Consider the following 25,873-nt stretch of genomic DNA (forward strand, 5'->3'; position numbering starts at 1 on the left):
CGCCCCAGCCCTCTCTCCAGGAGACACCGTGAACGACTTCCCCGGCAGCGGCATCTACGCCCGCACCGAGGCCGAATACACCGGACCCCGCGCCGAGTCCCGTTACGTCATCCCGCGCTTCGTCGAGCGCACCTCCCAGGGCATCCGCGAGTACGACCCCTACGCGAAGCTCTTCGAGGAGCGCGTGATCTTCCTCGGCGTGCAGATCGACGACGCCTCCGCCAACGACGTCATGGCGCAGCTGCTGTGCCTGGAGTCGATGGACCCGGACCGGGACATCTCCGTCTACATCAACAGCCCCGGCGGCTCCTTCACGGCGCTGACCGCGATCTACGACACCATGCAGTTCGTGAAGCCCGACATCCAGACGGTCTGCATGGGCCAGGCGGCCTCCGCCGCCGCGATCCTGCTGGCCGCCGGCACGCCGGGCAAGCGCATGGCGCTGCCGAACGCGCGCGTGCTGATCCACCAGCCGTACAGCGAGACCGGCCGCGGTCAGGTCTCCGACCTGGAGATCGCCGCCAACGAGATCCTCCGGATGCGCGGTCAGCTGGAGGACATGCTGGCCAAGCACTCGACCACGCCGATCGAGAAGATCCGCGAGGACATCGAGCGCGACAAGATCCTCACGGCCGAGGACGCGCTGTCGTACGGCCTGATCGACCAGATCATCTCCACCCGGAAGATGAACAACGACAACCTGCGTTGACGCACGTGGTCGTCCGGTGCGGACCCCCCTCGGTACGGTGTGACACGGTCCACGTCGCAGTGAACCGTGCCAAGGGGGGCCCGAACGGGGGGCCGGGCAAGGTACCGTCGGAATAAGGCAGCACCAGGAGCCGCTGGATTCGTAAGCGTCCAGTCGTCTCCCAGGCGAAGGGGAAGCACACCGTGGCACGCATCGGTGACGGCGGCGATCTGCTCAAGTGCTCGTTCTGCGGCAAGAGCCAGAAGCAGGTCAAGAAGCTCATCGCAGGGCCCGGTGTGTACATCTGCGACGAGTGCATCGATCTCTGCAACGAGATCATCGAGGAGGAGCTCGCCGAGACGAGCGAGGTCCGTTGGGAGGAACTCCCCAAGCCTCGCGAGATCTACGAGTTCCTCGAGGGCTACGTGGTGGGCCAGGAGCCCGCGAAGAAGGCCCTGTCGGTCGCGGTGTACAACCACTACAAGCGCGTCCAGGCCGGCGAGAACGGCGGCGGCCAAGGTCGTGAGGACGCCATCGAGTTGGCGAAGTCCAACATCCTCCTGCTCGGCCCCACCGGCTCGGGCAAGACGCTCCTCGCGCAGACCCTCGCCCGCATGCTGAACGTCCCGTTCGCAATCGCCGACGCGACGGCGCTGACCGAGGCGGGATACGTCGGCGAGGACGTCGAGAACATCCTGCTCAAGCTGATCCAGGCGGCCGACTACGACGTCAAGAAGGCCGAGACCGGGATCATCTACATCGATGAGATCGACAAGGTCGCGCGCAAGAGTGAAAACCCCTCCATCACGCGCGACGTGTCGGGCGAGGGCGTGCAGCAGGCCCTGCTGAAGATCCTGGAGGGCACCACCGCCTCGGTACCGCCGCAGGGCGGCCGCAAGCACCCGCACCAGGAGTTCATCCAGATCGACACCACGAACGTGCTGTTCATCGTGGGCGGCGCGTTCTCCGGCCTGGAGAAGATCATCGAGACCCGGGCCGGCGCCAAGGGCATCGGCTTCGGGGCGACGATCCGCTCCAAGCGCGAGCTGGAGTCCAAGGACCAGTTCGAGGCCGTCATGCCCGAGGACCTGGTCAAGTTCGGCATGATCCCGGAGTTCATCGGGCGGCTGCCCGTGATCACCTCGGTCCACAACCTGGACCGTGAGGCGCTCCTGCAGATCCTGATCGAGCCGCGCAACGCCCTGGTGAAGCAGTACCAGCGGCTTTTCGAACTCGACGGCGTGGAGCTGGACTTCGAGCGCGAGGCGCTGGAGGCCATCGCCGACCAGGCCATCCTGCGGCAGACCGGCGCCCGCGGTCTGCGCGCCATCATGGAGGAAGTCCTCCAGGCGGTCATGTACGAGGTCCCGTCCCGCAAGGACGTGGCCCGCGTGGTCATCACGGCGGACGTCGTCCTCTCCAACGTCAACCCGACCCTGATCCCGCGCGACGCCCGCGGCGGCCGCGGCCCGGGCGAGCAGAAGACGGCTTAGTAAAGGCGTCGACCAGCCTTCGACCACCGGGCCGAGGGCGCGTAGGCTGCTCGAAACATAGCGCGTAGGGGTGCCGACGAATTCTCGTCGGCACCCCTACCCGTTGGTGCACAGGCCCTCAGAGAGGCCCGTCGGCTGCCCCAATCTCAGTCGGGGTTTGTTTTCGTGGCGCCGTAGCAGAGACCGGCCAGGGATGAGCCGTTAAGAAGCTCTCCTTGGATCCAGGCAGACACGATGCCCTGGGAATCCGTGGCCGAGGTGTCCCAGGACAATGTGGTCCCCGAGCCTCCTGTGGCCTTGTGGAGGGTCCAGTAATGAGTGTCGCCGTCGCGCTGCTTGGTGACCAGGCGCACTGCGGGCGTGTAGCCGTCGGCTCTTAGATCCGACGCCTCGAGATGAACACCCGTCAATGAGTTGCTGGATGACCAGTTCCATGAGCCGACAGCCCGCCCAGCGATTGGATTGGTCCCGATACTCCCCGCCGTGACGTAGCAGCTGCTTGCTGCCTCGTAGGCAGCCGCGGGGCTTGCCGCGAGAGGAATCGCAAGTGATGCAACGGATGCTGCGATGAGCACGGAATAGCGCCTGCGCACCGTTTCCCCCTTCAGTCGATTGACGTGACCATGCTACGACTTTCGAAGCCGTCAACGATCTCCTTGCGACTCCGGTGGCGTGTCATGGCGCGTGAGGGCCGGTTCGGCGGAGCGGTCGGCGACTACGTGCAGGGTCCTCGGGCGATGTGTCGAAGCCCGGGTCTCAAGGTGCGTCAAGCCTTGACACGGACTTCCTTGCGCACGTCGGCTGCGATGCGCGATGACTCGTCCAGCGTGTAGGTCTTGGCGCCGGCTGTGGGCTCGACGACGCCCATGGTGCTGTAATCGGCCCATATGCACATGTAGGTCTTCTGAGTCTTCTTGGTCAGCTTGTTCGTGCTCTCGGCCAACTGGCACTTCATGACGGCACCGTTCAGGCCCTCGGGGCTCACTGCCTCGGCGTTGCCGATCAACTTGACGTCGTCGTCAGACCCGGACTTCATCTGGGCGATGGTGGCGTCGAGAGCCTGCTCTGGATCCTTCACCGTGCCGTAGACACCGAAGAAGGTGACGTTCTCGGCGGATACCGTCTTGGCGAGTTCACTCGGGTCCGTGGGGTCGATGGAGGTCAGGTCGATGGTGGAGTAGATCGCGCCTACTGAGGTGGCGCCGCTCACCCCCGCCTTGGCGAGGTCCTTCTCGTCGCTCGCGCTCGCCTTCTCCTCCTTCGCGTCGCCCATCCGCTTGTACTTGCTCGACACAAGAGAGGCCGGCGCGGTGAGCTTGTGCGGGCCGTCGTCCTTCAGGCCGCCGGCGCCGCCTCCGCCGATCACGAAGTACGCGCCCACGCCGATCGCCGCCACGACCGCCACCGCGCCGATGATCAGGCCCGTCTTCTTGCCGCCGCCGCTCGGGGGCGGGGGCTGCGGGACGCCGTAGGGCGGCTGGCCGTAAGGAGGCTGCTGGCCGTAGGGCGGGGTCGGGGGCTGGCCGTACGCCGGCTGCTGGCCGTAGGGCGGGGTCTGCGGCGGGACGCCCTGCGGGGGCTGCGCCGGGTAGCCGTAACCGGGCTGCGGAGCGGGGGGCTGCTGGGGGTAGCCGTAGCCGGGCTGGGGCGCCTGCGGCGGCTGGCCGTACGGACCGGGCTGTCCGTAGGGTCCGGGCTGCTGGGGCTGCCCGCCGTACGGGCCCGGCTGGTTGTGACTCATTCCTGGGTTCCCCTCCAGATACTTATGTGATTTTCACATCCTGGCTCAAAGGTGATGCCTGTACGGCGGCGGGGCCCCCACCGTTACACGGCAAACACGTTTCGGGACGGCCCCGTGACACCCCTAAACTGGGCGCGTGACCGAGAACGCTCAGCAGCAGCCATCAGCGCCCCACACCGAACTGCCGACCCAGTACGCGCCGGCCGACGTAGAGGGGCCGCTGTACGAGCGCTGGGTGGAGCGGGGCTACTTCGAGGCCGACGCCAAGAGCGAGAAGCCTCCGTACACCATCGTCATCCCCCCGCCGAACGTCACGGGCAGCCTGCACCTCGGGCACGCCTTCGAGCACACGCTCATCGACGCCCTCACCCGCCGCAAGCGCATGCAGGGCTTCGAGACGCTCTGGCAGCCCGGCATGGACCACGCCGGCATCGCCACCCAGAACGTCGTCGAGCGCGAACTGGGCAAGGAGGGCAAGTCCCGTCACGACCTCGGCCGTGAGGCGTTCGTCGAGCGCGTCTGGCAGTGGAAGGGCGAGTCCGGCGGCCAGATCAGCGGCCAGATGCGCCGCCTCGGCGACGGCGTCGCGTGGTCCCGTGAGCGCTTCACCATGGACGAGGGCCTGTCCCAGGCCGTCCAGACCATCTTCAAGCGGCTCTACGACGACGAGCTGATCTACCGCGCCGAGCGCATCATCAACTGGTGTCCGCGCTGTCTGACGGCGATCTCGGACATCGAGGTCGAGTACCAGGACGACGACGGCGAGCTCGTCTCCATGAAGTACGGCGAGGGCGACGACACGATCGTCGTCGCCACCACGCGCGCGGAGACGATGCTCGGCGACACCGCCGTCGCCGTCCATCCCGACGACGAGCGCTACAGGCACCTCATCGGCAAGCTGATCCGGCTGCCGTTGACGGACCGTTCCATCCCGGTCGTCGCCGACACCCACGTCGACCCCGAGTTCGGCACCGGCGCCGTCAAGGTGACTCCCGCGCACGACCCGAACGACTTCGAGATCGGCCAGCGCCACGACCTGCCGTCGCTCACCGTCATGGACGAGCACGCGGTCATCACCGCCCACGGCCCCTTCCAGGGCCTGGACCGGCTCGAGGCCCGCTCCGCCATCGTCGCCGCGCTGCGCGCCGAGGGCCGGATCGTCGCCGAGAAGCGCCCGTACGTCCACTCCGTCGGCCACTGCTCGCGCTGCAAGACCACCATCGAGCCGCGCCTGTCCATGCAGTGGTGGGTCAAGGTCGGACCGCTGGCCAAGGCCGCCGGAGACGCCGTCCGCGACGGCCGCGTCAAGATCCACCCGCAGGAGATGGAGAAGCGCTACTTCGACTGGGTCGACAACCTCCACGACTGGTGCATCTCGCGGCAGTTGTGGTGGGGCCACCGCATCCCGGTCTGGTACGGGCCGAACGGCGAGGTCGTCTGCGTCGGCCCCGACGACGAGGCGCCGACCGGCGAGGGATGGCGTCAGGACACCGACGTCCTCGACACCTGGTTCTCCTCCGGCCTGTGGCCGTTCTCCACGCTCGGCTGGCCCGAACAGACCGAGTCGCTCGCGAAGTACTACCCGAACTCGGTTCTGGTCACCGGCTACGACATCCTCTTCTTCTGGGTCGCCCGGATGATGATGTTCGGCCTGTACGCGATGGACGGCACCCCGCCGTTCCACACCATCGCCCTGCACGGCATGGTCCGCGACCAGTTCGGCAAGAAGATGTCGAAGTCCTTCGGCAACGCGGTCAACCCGCTGGACTGGATGGACAAGTACGGCTCCGACGCGCTCCGGTTCACCCTCGCGCGCGGTGCCAACCCCGGCGTCGACGTCCCGATCGGCGAGGACTGGGTCCAGGGCTCGCGCAACTTCGCCAACAAGATCTGGAACGCCACGCGCTTCGCGCTGATGAACGGCGCCACGGTCGACGGCCCGCTGCCGGACGCCTCGCAGATGTCGGCGGCCGACCGCTGGATCCTCTCCCGTCTCAACTCCGTCGTCGCCGAAGTCGACGCGCTCTACGAGGACTACCAGTTCGCGAAGCTCTCCGACGCGCTGTTCCACTTCGCCTGGGACGAGGTCTTCGACTGGTACGTCGAGCTGTCCAAGACGACGTTCATGGCCGGCGGCGAGCCCGCGAAGGTCTCCGGCCGCGTCCTCGGCGAGGTCCTCGACGTCACGCTGAAGCTGCTGCACCCGATCGTCCCGTTCGTCACGGAGACCCTCTGGACGACGCTGACCGGCGGCGAGTCCGTCGTCGTCGCCGAGTGGCCGACCGACTCGGGCTTCCGGGACGCCGCCGCGGAGCGTGAGATCGGGAGCCTCCAGTCGGTCATCACCGAGGTCCGCCGCTTCCGTGCCGACCAGGGGCTCCAGCCGGGCCAGCGGGTCCCCGCCCGCCTGACCCTCGACGGCACGGCGCTGGCGTCCCACGAGGCCGCCATCCGGCAGCTGCTGCGCCTGCAGCCCGAGGGCGAGAGCTTCTCCGCCACGGCGACGCTGCCCGTCGCGGGCGCCACGGTCGCGCTGGACCTCTCCGGCACGATCGACGTGGCCGCGGAGCGCAAGCGCCTCGCCAAGGACCTGGCCGCCGCCGAGAAGGAGAAGGCCCAGGCCCAGGCCAAGCTCGGCAACGAGGCGTTCCTGGCGAAGGCCCCGGACAACGTGGTCGACAAGATCCGCACCCGCCTCGCCAAGGCGGACGACGACATCGCCCGCATCCAGGCCCAGCTGGAGCGTCTGCCGCAGGCCTAGGACACCGCGACGGACGAAGGCCCCCGGGACCGGCACGGTCCCGGGGGCCTTCGCCCACCTCCGCCCACCTCTGTCACCGCCCGTCCGTAGACTGGGCCCGTGAGCGAGCTCCCCCCGAACGGCAACCCAGACGACCTGCCCGCCCCCTTCGACCCCCTCGATCCCTTCGACGAGATCATCGCCGAGGAGACCGACCGCGACCCGGATCTCGCGGTCATCGAAGCCGGCAGCCGCACCCTGCGCAGCCAGGGCGGCGCCCCGCAGTCCGACACGCCCGCGCGCCCCGCGGACCCGGAGGTCGACAAGGCCCTGCGCGAGGTCGAGGCCGAGCTGGCCACCCGCTGGGGCGAGACCAAGCTGGAGCCCTCCGTCGACCGCATCGCCGCGCTGATGGACGTGCTGGGGGAGCCGCAGCGCTCGTACCCCTCCATCCACATCACCGGCACGAACGGCAAGACGTCGACCGCCCGCATGATCGAGGCGCTGCTCGGCGCCTTCGAACTGCGCACCGGCCGCTACACGAGCCCCCACGTCCAGTCGATCACCGAGCGGATCAGCCTCGACGGCGCACCCGTCTCCGCCGAGCGGTTCATCGAGACGTACGACGACATCAAGGCGTACGTCGAGATGGTCGACGGCATGCAGGAGTACCGGCTGTCGTTCTTCGAGGTGCTGACCGGCATGGCCTACGCGGCGTTCGCCGACGCGCCCGTCGACGTCGCCGTGGTGGAGGTCGGCATGGGCGGCTCGTGGGACGCCACGAACGTGATCGACGGCGACGTGGCCGTCGTCACGCCCATCGACCTCGACCACACCGACCGGCTCGGAGAGACGCCCGGGGCGATCGCCGCCGAGAAGGGCGGGATCATCAAGCAGGACGCCACGGTCATCCTCGCCCAGCAACCCGTCGACGCGGCGCAGGTGCTGCTGCGCAAGGCCGTAGAGGTCGACGCCACGGTCGCCCGGGAAGGGCTGGAGTTCGGCGTCGTCGCCCGCCAGGTCGCCGTCGGCGGACAGCTCGTCACCCTGCGCGGCCTGGGCGGCGAGTACCCCGAGGTGTACCTGCCGCTGCACGGCCCCTATCAGGCGCACAACGCGGCCGTCGCGCTCGCCGCGGTCGAGGCGTTCTTCGGCGTCGGCTCCCAGCGGCCCGAACCACTCGACGTCGACACCGTCCGCAAGGCCTTCGCCGCGGTGTCCTCGCCGGGCCGCCTCGAGGTCGTCCGGCGCTCCCCGACCGTCGTCCTGGACGCCGCGCACAACCCGGCCGGGGCCCGCGCCACCGCCGAGGCCGTCGGCGAGGCCTTCGACTTCTCCCGACTGATCGGCGTGGTCGGGGCCAGCGCCGACAAGAACGTCCGGGGGCTGCTGGAGGCCTTCGAACCGATCTTCGCCGAGGTCGTGATCACCCAGAACACGAGCCATCGCGCGATGGACGCCGACGAACTCGCCGCGATCGCCGTCGAGGTGTTCGGCGACGACCGCGTCCAGGTCGAACCACGGCTGCCGGACGCCCTCGAGGCGGCGATCACGCTTGCCGAGGAGGAGGGCGAGTTCGCCGGCGGCGGCGTACTCGTCACCGGTTCCGTCATCACCGTCGGCGAGGCCCGACTGCTCCTCGGGAAGGGCTGAGGACCACCATGCGCACGCTCTGCTCCTCGACCCTGATCGGCGAGTTCTTCGTCATCGGCTTCGCCGGCCTGGTCGCCATGAAGGACGCCGACCTGTCCACGTCCACGGTGTGGACGGTCTGCGGCATCGCCATGCTGATCAGCCTGCTGCTGTGCGGGACGGTCACCCGGCCCGGGGGCGTCGCCCTCGGCTGGGCACTGCAGATCGCCCTCGTCGCCTCCGGGTTCTTCGTTCCGATCATGTTCTTCATGGGTGTGCTGTTCGGGGCCTTGTGGTGGGCGTCGGTGCACTACGGCAGAAAGGTCGACGAGGCGAAGGCCCGCTTCGCCGAGCAGGCCGCGGGCCCTTCCCCGGACCCTGCTGACGCTGTGTGACAAACGCCGGGACACGCCCTGTAACCTCATCCCACCGCACACGCCGGCGCCGTCATCAGGCGCCGGCCCATCGGCACAGCACACCGGTAGTAGAAGGAGTCACCTCGTGAGCCAGCGCACCCTCGTCCTGCTCAAGCCCGACGCCGTCCGTCGTGGCCTGACCGGCGAGATCATCAGCCGTATCGAGCGCAAGGCCGGCTGGCGGATCACGGCGCTGGAGCTGCGCACCCTGGACCAGGACACGCTGGAACAGCACTACGGCGAGCACAAGGGCAAGCCCTTCTACGAGCCGCTGGTGCAGTTCATGGCCTCTGGCCCGGTGGTCGCGCTGATCGTCGAGGGCGAGCGGGTCATCGAGGGCGTGCGCGCGCTGGCCGGCCCGACCGACCCGATCGCCGCCGCGCCCGGCTCCATCCGCGGCGACTACGGTGTGATCGTCCGCGAGAACCTGATCCACGCCTCCGACTCCGAGGAGTCCGCCGAGCGCGAGGTGAAGATCTTCTTCCCCGGTCGCGCCTGACCCGCGGGGCTTTCGCAGCGACTGAGCGGGCGATCGAGGGAACGTGAGCCCCCGAACGCCCGTCTCCGGAAGCGAACCCACACAGCATCTGCAAACAATGGCGGAGACCGCTCCGCAGTGTTCGTGCAGGCGCGTTTACGATGGAAGCCTTCACGTCACAGCACCCACCTCGCCGACCTGAAAAGCCCTCAAAGCTCATGGAAGGCCAGTCGAATCCTGATGGGGAACTCAATGTCGTTCATCGGCCGTGACATGGCTGTCGACCTCGGGACCGCCAACACGCTGGTGTACGTCAGGGGTCGCGGGATCGTACTCAACGAGCCGTCCGTCGTCGCGATCAACACCAACACCGGTGGCATCCTCGCGGTCGGCGCCGAAGCGAAGAAGATGATCGGGCGCACCCCCGGCAACATCGTTGCCGTGCGCCCGCTGAAGGACGGCGTGATCGCCGACTTCGAGATCACCGAGCGGATGCTCCGGTACTTCATCCTGAAGATCCACAAGCGGCGGTATCTTGCTCGGCCGCGGGTCGTCGTCTGCGTGCCCTCGGGCATCACGGGCGTCGAGCGCCGTGCCGTCATCGAGGCGTCGACCCAGGCCGGCGCCCGTCAGGTGCACATCATCGAGGAGCCCATGGCCGCGGCCATCGGCTCCGGCCTGCCGGTCCACGAGGCCACCGGCAACATGGTGGTGGACATCGGCGGCGGCACCACGGAGGTCGCGGTCATCTCGCTCGGCGGCATCGTCACCGCCCAGTCCATCCGCGTCGCGGGTGACGAGCTGGACAGCTCGATCATCCAGCACATCAAGAAGGAGTACTCGCTCCTCCTCGGTGAGCGGACCGCTGAGCAGATCAAGATCACGATCGGTTCCGCCTACGACCTCGACGACGACCAGCACACCGAAATCCGCGGCCGGGACCTCGTCTCCGGGCTGCCCAAGACCGTCGTCATCTCGGCCGCCGAGGTGCGCAAGGCGATCGAGGAACCGGTCAACGCGATCGTCGACGCCGTGAAGACCACCCTCGACAAGTGCCCTCCGGAGCTGTCCGGCGACATCATGGACCGCGGAATCGTTCTGACCGGCGGCGGAGCCCTGCTGCGCGGGCTGGACGAGCGGCTGCGCCGGGAGACCGGCATGCCCATCCACATCGCGGAGGACCCGCTGGACAGCGTGGCGCTCGGCTCCGGCAAGTGCGTCGAGGAGTTCGAGGCGCTCCAGCAGGTTCTGGACGCCGCGCCGCGCAGATGACGTAACGCTTCGATTCCGCCGTACGGGATGATCTCCTCTCGTGCGGCGGATCGTTGATCCAGAGGCATAAGCTCCGACAAAAGCGCCCTTGGCCATCCTGGCCCGGGGCTACCCGACTTACCGATTCCGTTCCCCGGAACCGACACCTGCTTCCTGATTCCTGTTCTTGGTTTTTCTCTCGAGGAAGGGCACGGCCGCCGCACGTGAGGGACACACGAGAGAGCCGGCTGCTCCTGGTGCTGCTGATCGCCGTCGCGTTCGCGCTGATCACGGTGGACATCCGCGGCGGTGAGGACTCCCCGGTCGACGGCGCCCGGCAGGCCGCGGCCGCGGCCTTCGGCCCGATCGAGGACGGCGTGGCGTCGGCGGTGGACCCCGTCGGCAACGCCGTCTCCGCCGTCCGCGACTCCGGCGAACGCCATGACCGGCTCACCGCTCTGGAGCAGGAGAACGCGGCTCTCAAGGCGAAGCTCGGCAGCGACGACCGCAACCGCAGCCGGCTGGCGCAGCTCGACAAGACGCTGAAGATCGCCGGCGCCGGCCAGTACGGCATCAAGGGCGCGGAGGTCATCGCGATAGGAGCGGCCCAGGGCTTCTCCTGGACCATCACCATCGACATCGGCGCGCGCGACGGCGTCAGGCGCGACATGACGGTCCTCAACGGGGACGGGCTGGTCGGGCGGGTCACCACCGTCGGCCCGAACACCGCGACCGTACTTCTGGCCAACGACCCCGACTTCACCGTCGGCACCCGGATGGAGGCGTCCGACGAGCTGGGCTTCGCCTCCGGCCAGGGCGACCGGCCGCTGCGCGTCGAACTCCTCAACGGCAAGGCCGACGTGAAGAAGGGCGACCGGCTGGTCACGTTCGGCTCGCAGGCCTCCAAGCCCTTCGTGCCCGGCGTCCCCGTCGGCGTCGTCTCCCGCGTCGACCCCTCCGGCGGCGACCTCACCCGCACCCTCTACGTCACGCCGTACGTCAGCTTCACCAAGCTCGACATCGTGGGCGTCGTCGTCGAGGCCCCGAAGAAGGATCCGCGCGACACCGTGCTCCCCTCGAAGCCCAAACCGGTCCCCACGCCGACGGTGACCGTCACGGTCACGCCGAGCGCGAACGCACCCGAAGACGGCCAGCAGCAGTAGGAGCTGACAACCCCCATGCGCGTCAACCGGATCCTGCTCTCCGCCCCGCTGGTCGTGGTCGCCCTGGTGATCCAGGTGAGCGTCCTCGCCCGGCTCCACCTCCCGGGAGCCGTCCCCGACCTGCTCCTGCTCACCGTCCTGGGCCTCGCCATGGTGTACGGCCATGTCGGCGGCGCCCTCATCGGCTTCGGCGCCGGACTGCTCGCCGACCTGGCGCCCCCCGCCGACCACGCCGCCGGCCGCTACGCCCTCGTGCTGTGCGTGATCGGCTACCTCGCCGGGCTCGTCAAGCCCGAGAACGGGCAGATCAAGTCGGCCACCGGCCCGATGGTCGTCGTGGTCGGCGCCGCCATCGGCTCCACCCTGCTGTACGCCGGGGTCGGCGCCCTCGTCGGCGACACCGCCGCCCGTCATGTCGGCCTCACCGGGCTGCTGTTCACGGCCGCCCTGTACGACCTGCTGCTCGCGCCGTTCGTGGTCCCCGCGATCATGTTCCTGGCGCGGCGCGCCGACAACGACCCCCTCGCGGAGACCAACTCCGCCGCCAAGAGCCCCGACATCTCCTCCGGCTGGCTCTCCTCCGGGACGGGTCTGCGGATCGGCGGACAGCGCGGCGGACTCAAGCTGAAGGCGGCCAGGTCGCGGGCGACCCGGGCGGGCCGCATCAAGGGGGTCAAGCGGCTGTGAGCGCCGACGCCGGCGCGCGGGGCGCGTCCGTGGAGGAATCACCCGAACGGGGCAACGCCAGGCGGAACGAGGCCTCACAGGCTGATCGTTCATCATTCGTCCGCGCACACACGTTCGCGCACCGAGAGGGGGAGCAGCCGCAGTGACCAACATCCCCGAGACCGGTCGGACCCAACGGGTCCAGATCCGGCTCGTCGTGATCCAGATTCTCGTCCTCTCCCTGCTCGGGACCCTCGGCGGCCGCCTGTGGTACCTCCAGATCCGGGAGGGGGCGGCCTACGCCAAGGAGGCCTCCGGCAACCACGTCCAGCAGGTCGTCGAGCCCGCCGTACGCGGCTCGATCCTGGACGCGCGCGGCGTGCCCCTCGCCGACAACGAGACCCGGCTCGTGGTCTCCGCCTCCCGCACCGACCTGCTGAAGCAGAAGGACGACGGCAAGGCGGTCCTGGCCAAGCTCGCGGGCGTCCTCGGCATGAAGCCGGACGAGGTCGCGCAGAAGGTCCGGCTGTGCGACGCGAAGACCCCCCAACCCTGTTGGAACGGCTCGCCGTACCAGCCGATCCCCATCACCGACGAGGCGACGGCCAAGCAGGCCCTCCAGATCCGCGAGCGCGCGGAGGACTTCCCCGGCATCACCGCCGAGCCCGAGGCCGTGCGCCGTTACGCGGCCCCCGGCAACGCCAACACGGCCCAGGTCCTCGGCTACCTCTCGCCGGTCACCGACGACGAGATCACCAAGGCCCAGGACAGCGACTCGCCCTACCTGCGCTCCGACCAGGTCGGCCGCTCCGGCCTGGAGCGCCAGTACGACAAGGAACTGCGCGGCAAGGCCGGCGTCACCCGCTACGAGGTCGACAACCTCGGCCGCGTCATCGGTGAGGCCGAGGCGGACGAGGCGCAGCCCGGCGCCAACCTCGTCACCAGCATCGACGCCCGCGTCCAGCGGGTCGCCGAGTACGAGCTGAGCAACGCGATGAAGGTGGCCCGCCAGTCCTTCGACAAGATCACCGGCGAGAACTACAAGGCCGACTCCGGGGCGGTCGTGGTGATGGAGGCCAAAACCGGCCGCGTCGTCGCCATGGCGTCCGCCCCCGCCTACGACCCCAACGTCTGGGTCGGCGGGATCTCCGCCAAGGACTACAAGAAGCTCACCGGCAAGAACTCCGACTACCCGCTGCTCAACCGGGCCATACAGGGTCAGTCGGCGCCCGGTTCGACGTTCAAGGTGGTCTCCACGGCCGCCGCGGTCGAGGCGGGCTACGAGTGGGACGGCGGCTATCCGTGCACCAGCTCGTACTCGGTGGGCGGCCAGGTCTTCAAGAACTTCGAGGGCGAGAGCTTCGGCCCCATCTCACTCGGCCGGGCCCTCGAGGTCTCCTGCGACACCGTCTTCTACGGCCTCGCGGACCGGGAGTGGAAGAAGGACGGCGGCATCAACCCGAAGAAGGGTGAGCCCAAGGACTACTTCTACAAGGCGGCCCACCAGTTCGGCCTCGGCAAGGAGACCGGCGTCGACCTGCCCAACGAGGTCACCGGCCGCGTCCCGGACCGTCAGTGGAAGGAGTCCTACTGGAAGGCCAACAAGGACTCCTGGTGCAAGTACGGCAAGAAGGGCGGCAGTTACGTCGAGATGATCGCGTACGAGAACTGCCTCGAGGGCAACAAGATGCGCGAGGGCGACTCGATCAACTACTCCATCGGTCAGGGCGACACCCTCGTCACCCCGATCCAGGAGGCCGTGATCTACGGGGCGCTCGCCAACGGCGGCACCATGTACACCCCCACCATCGGCAAGGCCATCGTCAGCGCCGACGGCAGGACCGTCCAGGAGATCAAACCCAAGCCCAAGGGCAGGCTGCCGGTCGACAAGGCCACGATCAAGGGCATGGACGCCGCCCTGGAGGGCGTGGTCACCCGCGGTACCGCCGCCTGGAAGTTCGGCGGCTGGCCGCAGAAGGAGATCCCGCTGCACGCCAAGACCGGTACCGCGGAGGTCTACGGCAAGCAGACGACGTCCTGGCTCGCCACGTACAGCAAGGACTACACGGTCGTCATGACGATCGCCCAGGCCGGTACCGGTTCGGGCGCCTCCGGTGAGGCCGTGCGGCACATCTACAACGCGATGTACGGCGTCTCCGACGACGGCAAGATCGACAAGAGGAACGCCCTGCTGCCCACCCCGCAGGCCGGTCTGCCGAAGATCCAGGCGGACGGCACGATCAAGTCCCCGAAGGTCTCCAAGGACCCGGCCAAGGAGCAGCGCGCCGGCCAGCAGACCGCCCCGAACCCGGGCGGGACACAGACCGCGGCCACCGTCCAGCAGAACACGAACAGCAACCGCGACACGCGCAGGCGACGGCGGAAGAGGGGAAGCCGGAGGATGTGCACATGAGCGGCGCGAACGGTTTCTCCGTCTCCGGATACGGGCCCGAGCGGGCCGGCTGGACCAGGGTCTTCGCCCGTGACTCGCTGGCCCGGCGGCTGGACTGGCCGATTCTGACGTCGGCGATCGCGCTGTCCCTGATCGGCTCGCTCCTGGTCTTCTCGGCGACCCGAAACCGCACCGAGATCAACCAGGGCGACCCGTACTACTTCCTCATCCGGCACCTCATGAACACCGGCATCGGCATCTGCCTGATGATCGGCACACTCTGGCTCGGACACCGCTCCCTGCGCAACGCGGTACCGATCCTCTACGGCCTCTCGCTCATGGGGATCCTGGCGGTGCTGACCCCGCTGGGCTCGACGGTCAACGGCGCACACTCCTGGATCGTGATCGGCGGCGGCTTCTCGCTCCAGCCCTCCGAGTTCGTGAAGATCACGATCATCCTGGGCATGGCGATGCTGCTCGCGGCCCGGGTCGACGCGGGCGACAAGCTCTACCCCGACCACCGCACGGTGCTCCAGGCCCTCGGGCTCGCGGCCGTCCCCATGCTGATCGTGATGCTGATGCCCGACCTCGGGTCCGTCATGGTCATGGTGATGATCGTGCTGGGTGTGCTGCTGGCCTCCGGAGCATCCAACCGGTGGGTCTTCGGCCTGCTCGGCGCGGGCGCGGCCGGCGCCGTCGCCGTATGGCAGCTGCACATCCTGGACGACTACCAGATCGCCCGCTTCGCCGCCTTCGCCAACCCCAGCCTCGACCCCGCGGGCGTCGGCTACAACACCAACCAGGCCCGCATCGCGATCGGCTCCGGCGGCCTCTCCGGCGCCGGCCTGTTCCACGGCTCGCAGACGACGGGCCAGTTCGTCCCGGAACAGCAGACGGACTTCGTCTTCACCGTCGCGGGCGAGGAGCTGGGCTTCCTGGGCGCTGGCCTGATCATCGTCCTGCTCGGTGTGGTCCTCTGGCGCGCCTGCCGCATAGCGCGGGAGACCACCGAGCTGTACGGCACGATCGTCGCCGCGGGCATCGTGGCCTGGTTCGCCTTCCAGTCCTTCGAGAACATCGGGATGACCCTGGGGATCATGCCCGTGACGGGTCTGCCGCTGCCCTTCGTCTCCTACGGAGGCACGTCGATGTTCGCCGTCTGGGTGGCGGTGGGGCTGCTGCAGTCCATCCGGGTGCAGCGCCCGATGTCCGCGTAAGCACGCGCAGACCTCGCGGTTTCCCCGAGTCCGGCCGGTATCCGGGCCCGTACGCCCTGCCGTACGGGCCCGACTCCGACTAGATTCAATTCATGGCGGAGACGAAGCGCGAGATCGAGCGCAAGTACGAATCCGATGACAGCGGACTGCCCGACCTCACCGGTGTGGCCGGGGTCGCGTCCGTCCTCGACCAAGGCGTCGCCGAGCTGGACGCGACCTACTACGACACGTCCGACCTGCGACTGGCAGCGGCGTCCATCACCCTGCGCCGCCGCACCGGCGGCTCCGACGCCGGCTGGCACCTGAAACTCCCCGTCGCCGCCGGCGTCCGGGACGAGATCCGGGCCCCGCTCTCCGACGCCGTGCCCGACGAGCTCGCCGGGCTGGTCCGCTCCCGCGTCCGCGAGGGACAGCTGGTGCCCGTGGTGCGACTCCGCTCGCAGCGTGACATCCGCCTTCTCCTCGACGCCGAGGGCCGGCTGCTCGCCGAGGCCAGCGTGGACGCCGTCCGGGCGGACCGGCTGTTCGGCGGCGAGGGCAGCGCCCAGTGGACCGAGATCGAGGTGGAGCTGGCCGACGGCGGCGATCCCACCCTGCTCGACAAGCTGGACAAGAGGCTGCGGAAGGCGGGCGTGCGGCCCTCGAAGTCGGCGTCGAAGCTGGCGCGGGCCCTCGCCGAGACGGCGCCCAGGAAGAAGCGGGCCAGGGCGAAGGCGGCGGCCGAGGGCGACGAGGCGGCGCCGGCGGCGAAGGGGAAGGGCGACGTCAAGGGCAAGCGCAAGGGGAAGGGCAAGGGCGACGGCAAGGGGAAGGGCCGCGCGGAGGGAAAACCGGCGGTCGTGTCGGAAGCAGCGGGGCGCAAGGCCCCGGACCGGGAGCCCGTGACCGCCGGTGATCATGTGCTGGCATACATCCGTGCGCAACGGGACGCGATCCTCGCCCTGGATCCGGCCGTCCGCCAGGAGACCGAGGACGCCGTGCACGACATGCGCGTCGCCACCCGCCGGCTGCGCAGCACCTTCCGCTCCTTCCGCAAGGTCCTCGACCGGGGCGTCACCGACCCGATCGGCGTCGAGCTGAAGTGGCTGGCCGGCGAGCTGGGCGTGGGCCGCGACCAGGAGGTGCTGGCCGAACGCCTCACCAAGGGTCTCGACGACCTGCCCCGCACCCTCGTCTCCGGGCCGGTCGGCGAACGGCTGCAGAACTGGGCCAAGGCACAACACCGCGGCTCCCGCCGCCGACTGTTGGGCGTCCTCGACTCGGCGCGCTACCTCACCCTGCTGGACACCCTGGACGCGTTCGTCGCCGACCCGCCACTGCGGACGGCGGCCGAGGGCAAGCCGGCCAAGGTGCTCGCCAAGGCGGTGCGCAAGGACCTCGAGAAGGTGTCGGACCTCGTCGAGCAGGCCCTGGAGGAGCCGCCGGGCCACGACCGTGACGGGGGCCTGCACGAGGCGCGCAAGAAGGCCAAGCGGACCCGGTACGCGGCGGAGACGGCCACCCCGGCGATCGGCGGTCCCGCCAAAACGCTGGCCAAGTCCATGAAGTCGCTGCAGAGCCTGCTCGGCGAGCACCAGGACAGCGTCATGGCCCGGCAGACCCTGCGCGAGCTGTCCGCCGTGGCGCACGCGGCGGGGGAGAGCGCCTTCACGTACGGGCTCCTGTACGGACGGGAGGAACGGCGGGCCGAGCTGGTGGAGAAGGAGCTGCCGGCAGCCTGGGACAGGATCCGCGGGGCGGCAGAGGTTTAGCGGCGGGCCGCGGCGGTTCCCTCGCGGGTGGGGGAGGCCTTCGGCCGGGTTAGGCTAGATGGTCACCCCCCAGCCTCCGTCCGGGGGGACCCCCCAGTCCGCTCACGAAGGTGCCCCCGCGATGTCTGTCGAGTCGGTCTTCCCGCAGCTCGAAGCACTGCTCCCGCATGTGCAGAAGCCGATCCAGTACGTGGGCGGCGAGCTCAACTCCACGGTCAAGCCCTGGGAGTCCTGCGACGTCCGCTGGGCGCTGATGTACCCGGACGCGTACGAGGTCGGCCTGCCCAACCAGGGCGTCATGATCCTCTACGAGGTGCTGAACGAGCAGGAGGGTGTCCTCGCGGAGCGCACCTACAGCGTGTGGCCGGACCTGGAAGCGCTGATGCGGGAGCATAACGTCCCGCAGTTCACCGTGGACAGCCACCGCCCGGTGGGCGCGTTCGACGTGTTCGGCCTGTCCTTCTCCACGGAGCTGGGCTACACGAACATGCTGACCGCCCTGGACCTGGCCGGCATCCCGCTGGAGTCCAAGGACCGCACGATCGACGATCCGATCGTCCTCGCGGGCGGCCACGCGGCCTTCAACCCCGAGCCGATCGCCGACTTCATCGACGCGGCGGTCATCGGCGACGGCGAGCAGGCCGTCCTCGACATGACGAAGATCATCCGCGAGTGGAAGGCGGAGGGCCGCCCGGGAGGCCGCGAGGAGGTCCTCCTGCGCCTCGCGAAGACGGGCGCGGTGTACATCCCGCGGTTCTACGACGTCGAGTACCTGCCGGACGGACGGATCGCGCGTGTCGTGCCGAACACCTCGGGCGTGCCGTGGCGCGTGTCCAAGCACACGGTGATGGACCTCGACGAGTGGCCCTACCCCAAGCAGCCGCTGGTCCCGCTCGCCGAGACGGTCCACGAGCGCATGTCGGTGGAGATCTTCCGCGGCTGCACCCGCGGCTGCCGTTTCTGCCAGGCCGGCATGATCACCCGCCCGGTGCGCGAGCGGTCCATCACGGGCATCGGCGAGATGGTGGAGAAGGGCCTGAAGGCCACCGGCTTCGAGGAGGTCGGCCTGCTCTCGCTGTCGAGCGCAGACCACAGCGAGATCGGCGAGGTCGCCAAGGGACTCGCGGACCGCTACGAAGAGGACAAGATCGGCCTGTCCCTCCCCTCCACCCGCGTCGACGCGTTCAACGTCGACCTGGCGAACGAGCTGACCCGCAACGGCCGCCGCTCCGGTCTGACGTTCGCGCCCGAGGGCGGCTCGGAGCGCATGCGCAAGGTCATCAACAAGATGGTCTCCGAAGAGGACCTGATCAGGACGGTCTCCACCGCGTACGGCAACGGCTGGCGTCAGGTGAAGCTGTACTTCATGTGCGGCCTGCCCACGGAGACGGACGAGGACGTCCTGCAGATCGCCGACATGGCGATGAACGTGATCGCCGAGGGCCGCAAGGTCTCCGGCCAGAACGACATCCGCTGCACGGTCTCCATCGGCGGGTTCGTGCCCAAGCCGCACACCCCCTTCCAGTGGGCCCCCCAGCTCTCCGCCGAGGAGACGGACGCGCGCCTGCAGAAGCTCCGGGACAAGATCCGCGGCGACAAGAAGTACGGCCGCTCCATCGGCTTCCGCTACCACGACGGCAAGCCCGGCATCGTCGAAGGCCTCCTCTCCCGCGGCGACCGCCGCATCGGCGCGGTCATCCGGGCCGTCTACGAGGACGGCGGCCGCTTCGACGGCTGGCGCGAGCACTTCTCCTACGACCGCTGGATGAGCTGCGCCGACAAGACGCTGCCCGCCTTCGGCGTGGACGTCGACTGGTACACGACCCGCGAGAAGACCTACGAGGAGGTCCTGCCCTGGGACCACCTGGACTCGGGCCTCGACAAGGACTGGCTCTGGGAGGACTGGCAGGACGCCCTCGACGAGACCGAGGTCGAGGACTGCCGCTGGACCCCCTGCTTCGACTGCGGCGTATGCCCTGCAATGGACACCCATATCCAGATCGGCCCGACCGGCCAGAAGCTGCTGCCGCTGACCGTGAAGCAGCCGGCGGGCAGCGGGCACGCGCACTGAGGTGAGTGGGGCGCTGCGGCGGATCGCTGAGGCTGTGACGGAGGTCGCGGAGGTCGCGGAGGTCGCGGAGGATGAGGTGGCCGCCGCGCTTGGCTCCCTCGGGCGCTGAGGGAGCGGCAGAGTCGGGTGCCGGATGCGTCCAGAACGCCGCTGCCGCCGCCTGGAGGCACGCCGGGGATCCTCTCCGAGGTGGTGGGTCTGATTCCCCGTCGGCTGTCCGAGAACGGTCTCTGTGAACTACTTCTGAGCCCCCTCCTTGATCGGGAGGGGGCTCAGTGGTGTCGGGATCAGCTCTGACAGCCGCAGCCGGATGCTGCCTTTGCCGCACTGACGCTGACGGTGGGCTCTGCCGACGTCTCGACCTCGGTGCAGCAGGCGTGCACTCCGCAGCAAGGGTCCGCCGACGTGTCCGTCCGGGTGTCGGGCAGCGGAGTCGCCGCCGGCTTGGACGCGCGGACGATCGCGGAATGCATGCCGTCGGCGACCGGGTGCGTCGGAACGATCTCGACGCCCGTGAATCCGGCCGCTTCCAGACCTGCGCGGTACTCCTCGAAGGAGAGGGCCCCCGCAATGCACCCCACGTAGTCGCCTCGCTCCCCGCGCTGGGTCGGGGTGAGTGAGTCGTCGGCGACCACGTCGGACACGCCGATTCGACCGCCCGGCCTGAGTACACGGTAGGTCTCGGCGAAGACGGCGGGCTTGTCGGTGGACAGGTTGATCACGCAGTTGGAGATCACGACGTCGATGGTGTTCGCGGGCAGGGGGATCGCCTCGATCGTGCCCTTGAGGAACTCGACGTTCTTCGCGCCGGCCTTCTCGGCGTTGGCCAGGGCCAGGGCGAGCATCTCGTCGGTCATGTCGAGCCCGTACGCCTTGCCCGTGCGGCCTACGCGGCGGGCGGAGAGCAGGACGTCGATGCCGCCGCCTGAGCCGAGGTCGAGGACGCGTTCGCCCTTGCGCAGCTCGGCGACGGCGGAGGGGTTGCCGCAGCCGAGAGAGGCGGCCACGGCCTCGGCGGGCAGGGTCTCGCGCTCGTCGACGGCGTAAAGGGTCGAGCCGAAGTTCTCGTCGACCTCGATGGGCTGCGGACCGCAACAGGCGGCGCCCCCTTCGCTGACCTTCACAGCAGCAGCCGCGTAGCGCTGCCGGACGGTTTCCCGTAGGTCGGTGGACTGGTCGGACATGGATCACTCCTGGGTGAATGGGCATGGCGGTGCCCTGAACGGCTTGTATTGACGTTCGTTGAATCAACCTTGCGCCTTGGTTCGGAAAACGTCAACATAGAAGCATGTCGAATCAAGAGCTGAAGATCCTCGGCCGGAACGGGGATGGTTCCTGCTGTGAGGGACTGGCCACAGCACCCCTGGAGGAAGAGCAGGCGGCAGACCTGGCAAAGATCTTCAAAGCCCTGGGCGACCCGGTGCGTCTGCGGCTGATGTCGATGATCGCTTCGCGGGAGGGCGGGGAGGTGTGCGTCTGTGAGCTGACCCCTGCCTTCGACCTCTCGCAACCGACGATCTCGCACCATCTGAAGCTTCTCCGGCAGGCGGGGCTCATCGACTGTGAACGCCGCGGTACCTGGGTCTACTACTGGGTGCTTCCGACCGCCCTCGACCGCTTGTCCGGGTTCCTGGCCATGCCGCAGACGGCAAAGGCATCCGCGTGAGCGCGCCCCTCGGTCGTCGTGCCGCCGCGGAGGCGGTGGGTTCGGCTGCCCTGGTGGCGGTGGTCGTCGGCTCGGGGATTCAGGCCACCGAACTCTCACGGGACGTCGGGGTCCAACTGCTCGCCAACTCCATTTCCACGGTCTTCGGCCTGGCCGTGCTGATCGTGCTCCTCGGGCCGGTCTCCGGCGCGCACTTCAACCCGGCCGTCACCCTCGCAGCGTGGTTCACCGGCCGGAGGAGCGCAGACGGGCTGAGTCTGCGGGAGGTGGCCGCGTATGTTCCGGCGCAGATCGCGGGGGCCGTCGCCGGGGCAGTCCTGGCCGACGCCATGTTCGCCGAACCCCTGGTGAAGTGGTCCACCCATGACCGCTTCGCAGGACACCTATGGCTCGGGGAAGTGGTGGCGACCGCCGGGCTGATTCTGCTGATCTTCGGCCTGAACCGGACGGGTCACGAGCGATTCGCTCCGGTCGCTGTCGCGTCCTTCATCGGGGCCGCCTACTGGTTCACGTCCTCCACCTCCTTCGCGAACCCTGCCGTGACCATCGGCCGGACGCTTACCGACACCTTCGCCGGAATCGCTCCGACCTCCGTCGCGCCCTTCATCGCGGCTCAACTGGCGGGTGCTGCCGTCGGCCTGGGACTGGTGGTGTTGATCTTCGGGCCCGCCGCTCCTGCCGAAACCGATGTCGTCATGCCGCAGGGCGCCACAGAACTCGCTGCTTCTCCTCACTGAACCGTCTTCCAAGGAACCTCCGACATGAGCGACTCCACTTCGCGCCCCTCCGTTCTGTTCGTCTGCGTCCACAACGCCGGGCGCTCCCAGATGGCCGCCGCCTTCCTCACTCACCTCGCCGGGGAGAAGGTGGAAGTCCGCTCGGCCGGCTCCGCCCCTGCCGCCACGGTCAATCCGGCGGTGCTGGAAGCGATGAACGAAGTCGGCATCGACATATCCGCCGAGACACCGAAGGTCCTCACGGTGGAAGCTGTACAAGCGTCCGATGTCGTCATCACGATGGGATGCGGAGACACCTGCCCCGTCTTCCCGGGGAAGCGATACCTCGACTGGCAACTCGACGATCCGGCCGGCCAAGGCGTCGAAGCCGTCCGCCCGATCCGGGACGAGATCGAGCGGCGCATCCGTGCGCTGGTGAACGACCTGACAGGCTGAACAGCCCAGTTACGTCCGAGGTCTCACAGCTTGCCCGCATTGCCGTGTCGGACTGGCCTGCAGTGGACAGCCATATCCAGATCGGCCCGGCCGGTCAGCAACTGCTGCCGCTGACCGTGAAGCAGTCGGCGGGCAGCGGGCAGCGGGCAGCGGGCAGCGGGCAGCGGGCACGCGCACCGAGTCCGGCGACGGCCTCCTGTCCCGCCGGGAGAGGGGGCCGTCGCCGTCAGGTGGCGTGGCGGAGACTGTCGCCGTCTCCCGGTCCCGGGGAGTTCAACGGCGGCAGGGCCGGGGTCGCCAGCGCGGGGTCGGGACAGGTCAGGGTTGCCCGGCCGGCGACTTGGCGCGCCCTGCAGATGATCTCGAAGACCTGATCCGTGGTGGTCAGGACGTCACGTCGATCTTTTTGATTTCCGCCAGGTCCTGGTTGCCCCGGCTGTGCTCGTTGATCGAGGACCTCGCAGGCGATTCCCGCCGCGCCCCCGCTCGGTACCCGGTCTGGTGCTGAGGTCGGGCGCCGGCGCCGGCGGCCGTCCGTGCTCCCTCGGTGGCAGTGTCCGCCGCCGCCAGGTTTGATCACGTCGGTCGCCAGGATCACGGCGAGCGAAGCCTGCCTGCCTGCTTGCACCTGTGCCCGGCGATCGGCCCGAGGAGGAGTCCGGTCCGAACTCATGCCGCATGTGCGTCCTCCTCGTGGTCGGCCGGTCCGGGTGCATTCCGGCCGTGAGGGCGAGCCTGGACGCAGCGGAACTGCTCGACCGGCGCACCAGGTGGCCCGCATCATCGCCTTCATCGACGTATCGGACCAATCGATGTGCACTGATGGGGTCATTGCGCGCGTGGGACGGGCGGCCGCTGAGCGGGCCTGTGCCACGTTGGCGCCCGTGAAACACCAGACCCTCTGCCTGTGCATGATCGTCAGGGACGAATCGCAGGTGATCGCCCGCTGCCTGGAATCCGTCCGCCCCCTCATCGACTACTGGGTGATCTCCGACACCGGGTCGACGGACGGAACGCGGGAAGTGATCCGCACGGTGCTCGAGGGCATTCCGGGCGAGCTCCACGAGGAACCCTGGGTCGACTTCGGGCACAACCGGACACGGAACATCCGGCACGCCTTCGGCAAGGCCGACTACCTGCTCACCCTCGACGCCGATCACGTCCTGCGGCAGGACGCCGCGCTGCCCCGGCTGACGGCGGACTCGTACATGCTGCGCTACGACACTCCCGGCTCCCAGCACCGCTTCAAGCACCTCATGCGCGGCGACCGCGCCTGGCGGTACGAGGGCGTCACCTACGAGTACCCCTGCACCGACGGCCCCGAACGGCAGGAGAACCTCAACGCGCTCGTCATCGAGGACCACGCGGACGGCGGCTGCCGCGGCGACAAGTTCGAACGTGACGCGCGGCTGCTGCGCGCCGAGTTCGAGCGCGACCCCGCCGACCCGCGCACGGTCTTCTACCTCGCCAACACCGAACGCGACCTGGGGCATGCGGAGGAGGCGATCGCGCTGTACGAGCGGCGGGCCGAACTGGGCGGCTGGGCGGAGGAGGTGTACTGCTCGCTCCTCGAGGCGGGGATCCTCCGGGCGGAGGAGGCCGACGACTGGCCCGGGGCCATGGACGCGTTCTCCCGTGCCTGGGAGTCCCGGCCCACCCGGCTCGAGGCCGTCTACGAACTGGCCTCGCGACTGCGCCTGCGAAGCCGCTACCACACGGCGTACTCCCTGCTCGGCGGGGTCGTCGGCCGCCGCGAGCCGGACGATCTGCTCTTCACCAGGTCCTGGGTGTACCAGTGGGGACTCCTCTTCGAGTTCTCCCTCTGCGCCTACTGGGTCGGCGACCATGCGGCCGCCGTCCGGGCCTGCGACGTGCTGCTGGCCATGCCGGATCTGCCCGATGCGGTCCGCCGCCAGACGGAGACCAACCGGGAGTTCTCCGTTCCCCACGTCAAGTCCGGGGCCTCCACGCTCACCCCGGTACGCCGTCCGAAGGCGTCCCGGGCCGGGAAGACGAAGCGGGTCCGCAAGCGGTAGTCGGCCCTGACGCTCCCTCACGATCCCGTCCGTAGATGCCGGTAGATGCCCGCACCCGTCCGCAGACGCCCGCGTAGGACCGATCGGGTCGGCGTGCCCGCCCTCGGTGCATCCGGCGAGCCCGTTGTGGCGTCTACGTCCACATGGACCTGCAGAAACCGACCGCCGATCCGCCCGTGCGCCAGTCCGCGTCAGGCGGCCGGGCTCCCGAGGGATGTCTGGTCGTCGCGATCCGGCTGCCCGTTCGGATCGTCGTGCTCGTGCTGGTCGTGCCCGTGCGGATGGCGTGGGACCTGTTCGTCGTCGCGGGGCGGTTGCTCCGGGACACCGTGCTGCGGCCGTTCGGGCGGGCCCTGCTCCGGCTGGGGAAGGTGCTGTTCGTCCTGCCGCTGATCGGGCTGTGGCGATACGTCCTGACCCCCGCGGGCAAGGCGCTCGTCTGGCTCGGACACATGCTGCTGGTCGTACCGGCACTCTGGCTGTACCGGTACGTCCTGACGCCGCTGGGGCAGGGTGTCGCCTGGCTGGGGCGGACGGCGGGGGCCGGGCTCCGGTGGGTGTACGCGTGCGTGCTGACGCCCGTGGGACAGGCGCTCGCGTGGCTGGGGAAGGGGATCGGGGCCGTCCTCGCCGCCGTCGGGGCCGGCTCGTACACGGCCGCCGCCTGGCTGCTGCGGCACCTCGTCGTCGTCCCCGCCCGGTGGCTCCACACGTGGGTCCTCGTGCCGGTCGGCCGGGCCGTGGCCTGGTGCGCGCTCGGGTTGCTGCGCCTGCTGACACTGCTGGTCAGCGGGGTCGGGAGGGCCCTGTACTGGACCGCCAGGATCCTGGTCGTGCTGCCCGCGGTCGCCCTGTGGCGCTGGGTGCTCGCCCCCGTCGGCCGCGTCCTCGCGGTCGTCGCCCGGGAGGTGGGGGACGCGCTCGGGCAGGCCTGGCGGATCGCCGGACGCCTCTCGCTGACGGTCGGACGGGCCCTGGGGACCCTCCTGCGGTGGATCTTCGTCGAGCCGGTGCGCTGGGTGTACCGGACCGTCCTCACCCCGGTCGGGCACGTCGTGCGCGATGCCGTGCTGCGGCCCGCCGCCCGCGCCGCGCGCAGCGTGGGCCGTACCACCCGGCAGGCGCTGGCCGCCGCCCGGGAGACGGCACGGCAGGCCCGCGCCGACGTGCGGCAGCTGCTCTTCGGGAAGCCGCGGCAGCCGGCGGCGGTCGGCGGGCGGGAACCATCGACGGGCGAGGCACGTACTCTTGGTAGCAGTACGACCGCTCTCACGAAGGACTGAACGACACTGGGCAAGCG

Annotated in this window: 20 protein-coding genes; 18 read left to right on the top strand and 2 right to left on the bottom strand. The window is 69.3% G+C overall.

The features are described from left to right. Positions 1 to 28 precede the first annotated feature (28 nt). Positions 29 to 709 carry an ATP-dependent Clp protease proteolytic subunit gene (locus C6376_RS15425; RefSeq protein WP_057574660.1) on the top strand — a complete coding sequence of 227 codons (681 nt, stop codon included), beginning with the start codon at positions 29 to 31 and terminating at the stop codon, positions 707 to 709. Between the two features lie 182 nt (positions 710 to 891). Next, positions 892 to 2,181, top strand: coding sequence for an ATP-dependent Clp protease ATP-binding subunit ClpX (clpX, locus tag C6376_RS15430; protein ID WP_057574661.1), 1,290 nt, complete (start codon positions 892 to 894; stop codon positions 2,179 to 2,181). A 766-nt stretch (positions 2,182 to 2,947) separates the two neighbouring features. Here the strand turns inward: clpX and C6376_RS15435 are convergent. After that, the gene (locus C6376_RS15435) at positions 2,948 to 3,922 is read right to left on the bottom strand and encodes a hypothetical protein (RefSeq protein WP_107443946.1); all 975 of its coding nucleotides are present in this window, start codon (positions 3,920 to 3,922) and stop codon (positions 2,948 to 2,950) included. 136 nt (positions 3,923 to 4,058) lie between these two features. Between C6376_RS15435 and C6376_RS15440 the strand changes: the two genes are divergently transcribed. From C6376_RS15440 to C6376_RS15490, 11 genes are all read left to right on the top strand, one after another. Next, positions 4,059 to 6,683 carry a valine--tRNA ligase gene (locus tag C6376_RS15440; protein ID WP_107443947.1) on the top strand — a complete coding sequence of 875 codons (2,625 nt, stop codon included), beginning with the start codon at positions 4,059 to 4,061 and terminating at the stop codon, positions 6,681 to 6,683. A gap of 99 nt (positions 6,684 to 6,782) precedes the next feature. After that, positions 6,783 to 8,315 (top strand): folylpolyglutamate synthase/dihydrofolate synthase family protein, encoded by a 1,533-nt coding sequence (locus tag C6376_RS15445; RefSeq protein ID WP_107443948.1) that lies wholly within the window; start codon positions 6,783 to 6,785, stop codon positions 8,313 to 8,315. An 8-nt stretch (positions 8,316 to 8,323) separates the two neighbouring features. After that, positions 8,324 to 8,689 carry a DUF4233 domain-containing protein gene (locus tag C6376_RS15450; protein WP_107443949.1) on the top strand — a complete coding sequence of 122 codons (366 nt, stop codon included), beginning with the start codon at positions 8,324 to 8,326 and terminating at the stop codon, positions 8,687 to 8,689. A gap of 106 nt (positions 8,690 to 8,795) precedes the next feature. Beyond that, positions 8,796 to 9,209 (top strand): nucleoside-diphosphate kinase, encoded by a 414-nt coding sequence (gene ndk, locus C6376_RS15455; RefSeq protein ID WP_107443950.1) that lies wholly within the window; start codon positions 8,796 to 8,798, stop codon positions 9,207 to 9,209. Between the two features lie 231 nt (positions 9,210 to 9,440). Next, on the top strand, positions 9,441 to 10,460 hold the full coding sequence (locus C6376_RS15460; RefSeq protein ID WP_054244925.1) for a rod shape-determining protein: 1,020 nt from the start codon (positions 9,441 to 9,443) through the stop codon (positions 10,458 to 10,460). 203 nt (positions 10,461 to 10,663) lie between these two features. After that, positions 10,664 to 11,602, top strand: a complete 939-nt coding sequence (gene mreC / locus C6376_RS15465) for a rod shape-determining protein MreC (protein ID WP_107443951.1) — start codon at positions 10,664 to 10,666, stop codon at positions 11,600 to 11,602. A 15-nt stretch (positions 11,603 to 11,617) separates the two neighbouring features. Next, positions 11,618 to 12,289: a rod shape-determining protein MreD gene (mreD, locus tag C6376_RS15470; RefSeq protein WP_107443952.1), complete on the top strand. Its 672-nt coding sequence runs from the start codon at positions 11,618 to 11,620 to the stop codon at positions 12,287 to 12,289. A 142-nt stretch (positions 12,290 to 12,431) separates the two neighbouring features. After that, positions 12,432 to 14,681, top strand: a complete 2,250-nt coding sequence (gene mrdA, locus C6376_RS15475; protein WP_107443953.1) for a penicillin-binding protein 2 — start codon at positions 12,432 to 12,434, stop codon at positions 14,679 to 14,681. Beyond that, the gene (gene rodA / locus C6376_RS15480; RefSeq protein WP_107443954.1) at positions 14,678 to 15,877 is read left to right on the top strand and encodes a rod shape-determining protein RodA; all 1,200 of its coding nucleotides are present in this window, start codon (positions 14,678 to 14,680) and stop codon (positions 15,875 to 15,877) included. The genes mrdA and rodA overlap by 4 nt, the downstream gene beginning before the upstream one ends. A 92-nt stretch (positions 15,878 to 15,969) precedes the next feature. After that, complete coding sequence (locus tag C6376_RS15485; RefSeq protein WP_107443955.1) at positions 15,970 to 17,628, top strand: CYTH and CHAD domain-containing protein; 1,659 nt, start codon at positions 15,970 to 15,972, stop codon at positions 17,626 to 17,628. 121 nt (positions 17,629 to 17,749) lie between these two features. Then, a complete protein-coding gene (locus C6376_RS15490) occupies positions 17,750 to 19,699 on the top strand; it encodes a TIGR03960 family B12-binding radical SAM protein (protein WP_107443956.1) in 1,950 nt (649 codons plus the stop codon). A gap of 287 nt (positions 19,700 to 19,986) precedes the next feature. Here C6376_RS15490 and arsM read toward each other — a convergent pair whose 3' ends face one another. Beyond that, on the bottom strand, positions 19,987 to 20,883 hold the full coding sequence (gene arsM / locus C6376_RS15495; protein ID WP_107443957.1) for an arsenite methyltransferase: 897 nt from the start codon (positions 20,881 to 20,883) through the stop codon (positions 19,987 to 19,989). 104 nt (positions 20,884 to 20,987) lie between these two features. On the opposite strand from arsM, the gene C6376_RS15500 reads away from it, so the two are divergent. From C6376_RS15500 to C6376_RS15520, 5 genes are all read left to right on the top strand, one after another. Beyond that, the gene (locus tag C6376_RS15500) at positions 20,988 to 21,365 is read left to right on the top strand and encodes a helix-turn-helix transcriptional regulator (protein WP_107443958.1); all 378 of its coding nucleotides are present in this window, start codon (positions 20,988 to 20,990) and stop codon (positions 21,363 to 21,365) included. After that, complete coding sequence (locus C6376_RS15505; RefSeq protein ID WP_173985895.1) at positions 21,356 to 22,102, top strand: aquaporin; 747 nt, start codon at positions 21,356 to 21,358, stop codon at positions 22,100 to 22,102. The genes C6376_RS15500 and C6376_RS15505 overlap by 10 nt, the downstream gene beginning before the upstream one ends. A 24-nt stretch (positions 22,103 to 22,126) precedes the next feature. Next, entirely contained in the window at positions 22,127 to 22,537 is a 411-nt protein-coding gene (locus C6376_RS15510; protein ID WP_107443960.1) for an arsenate reductase ArsC, read from the top strand. An 884-nt stretch (positions 22,538 to 23,421) separates the two neighbouring features. Further along, positions 23,422 to 24,573, top strand: a complete 1,152-nt coding sequence (locus tag C6376_RS15515) for a glycosyltransferase (RefSeq protein ID WP_254075950.1) — start codon at positions 23,422 to 23,424, stop codon at positions 24,571 to 24,573. Positions 24,574 to 24,716: 143 nt separating this feature from the next. Next, on the top strand, positions 24,717 to 25,856 hold the full coding sequence (locus C6376_RS15520; protein WP_173985649.1) for a hypothetical protein: 1,140 nt from the start codon (positions 24,717 to 24,719) through the stop codon (positions 25,854 to 25,856). The last annotated feature ends 17 nt before the right edge of the window (positions 25,857 to 25,873 follow it).

The organism is Streptomyces sp. P3 (assembly GCF_003032475.1).
Taxonomy (GTDB): domain Bacteria; phylum Actinomycetota; class Actinomycetes; order Streptomycetales; family Streptomycetaceae; genus Streptomyces.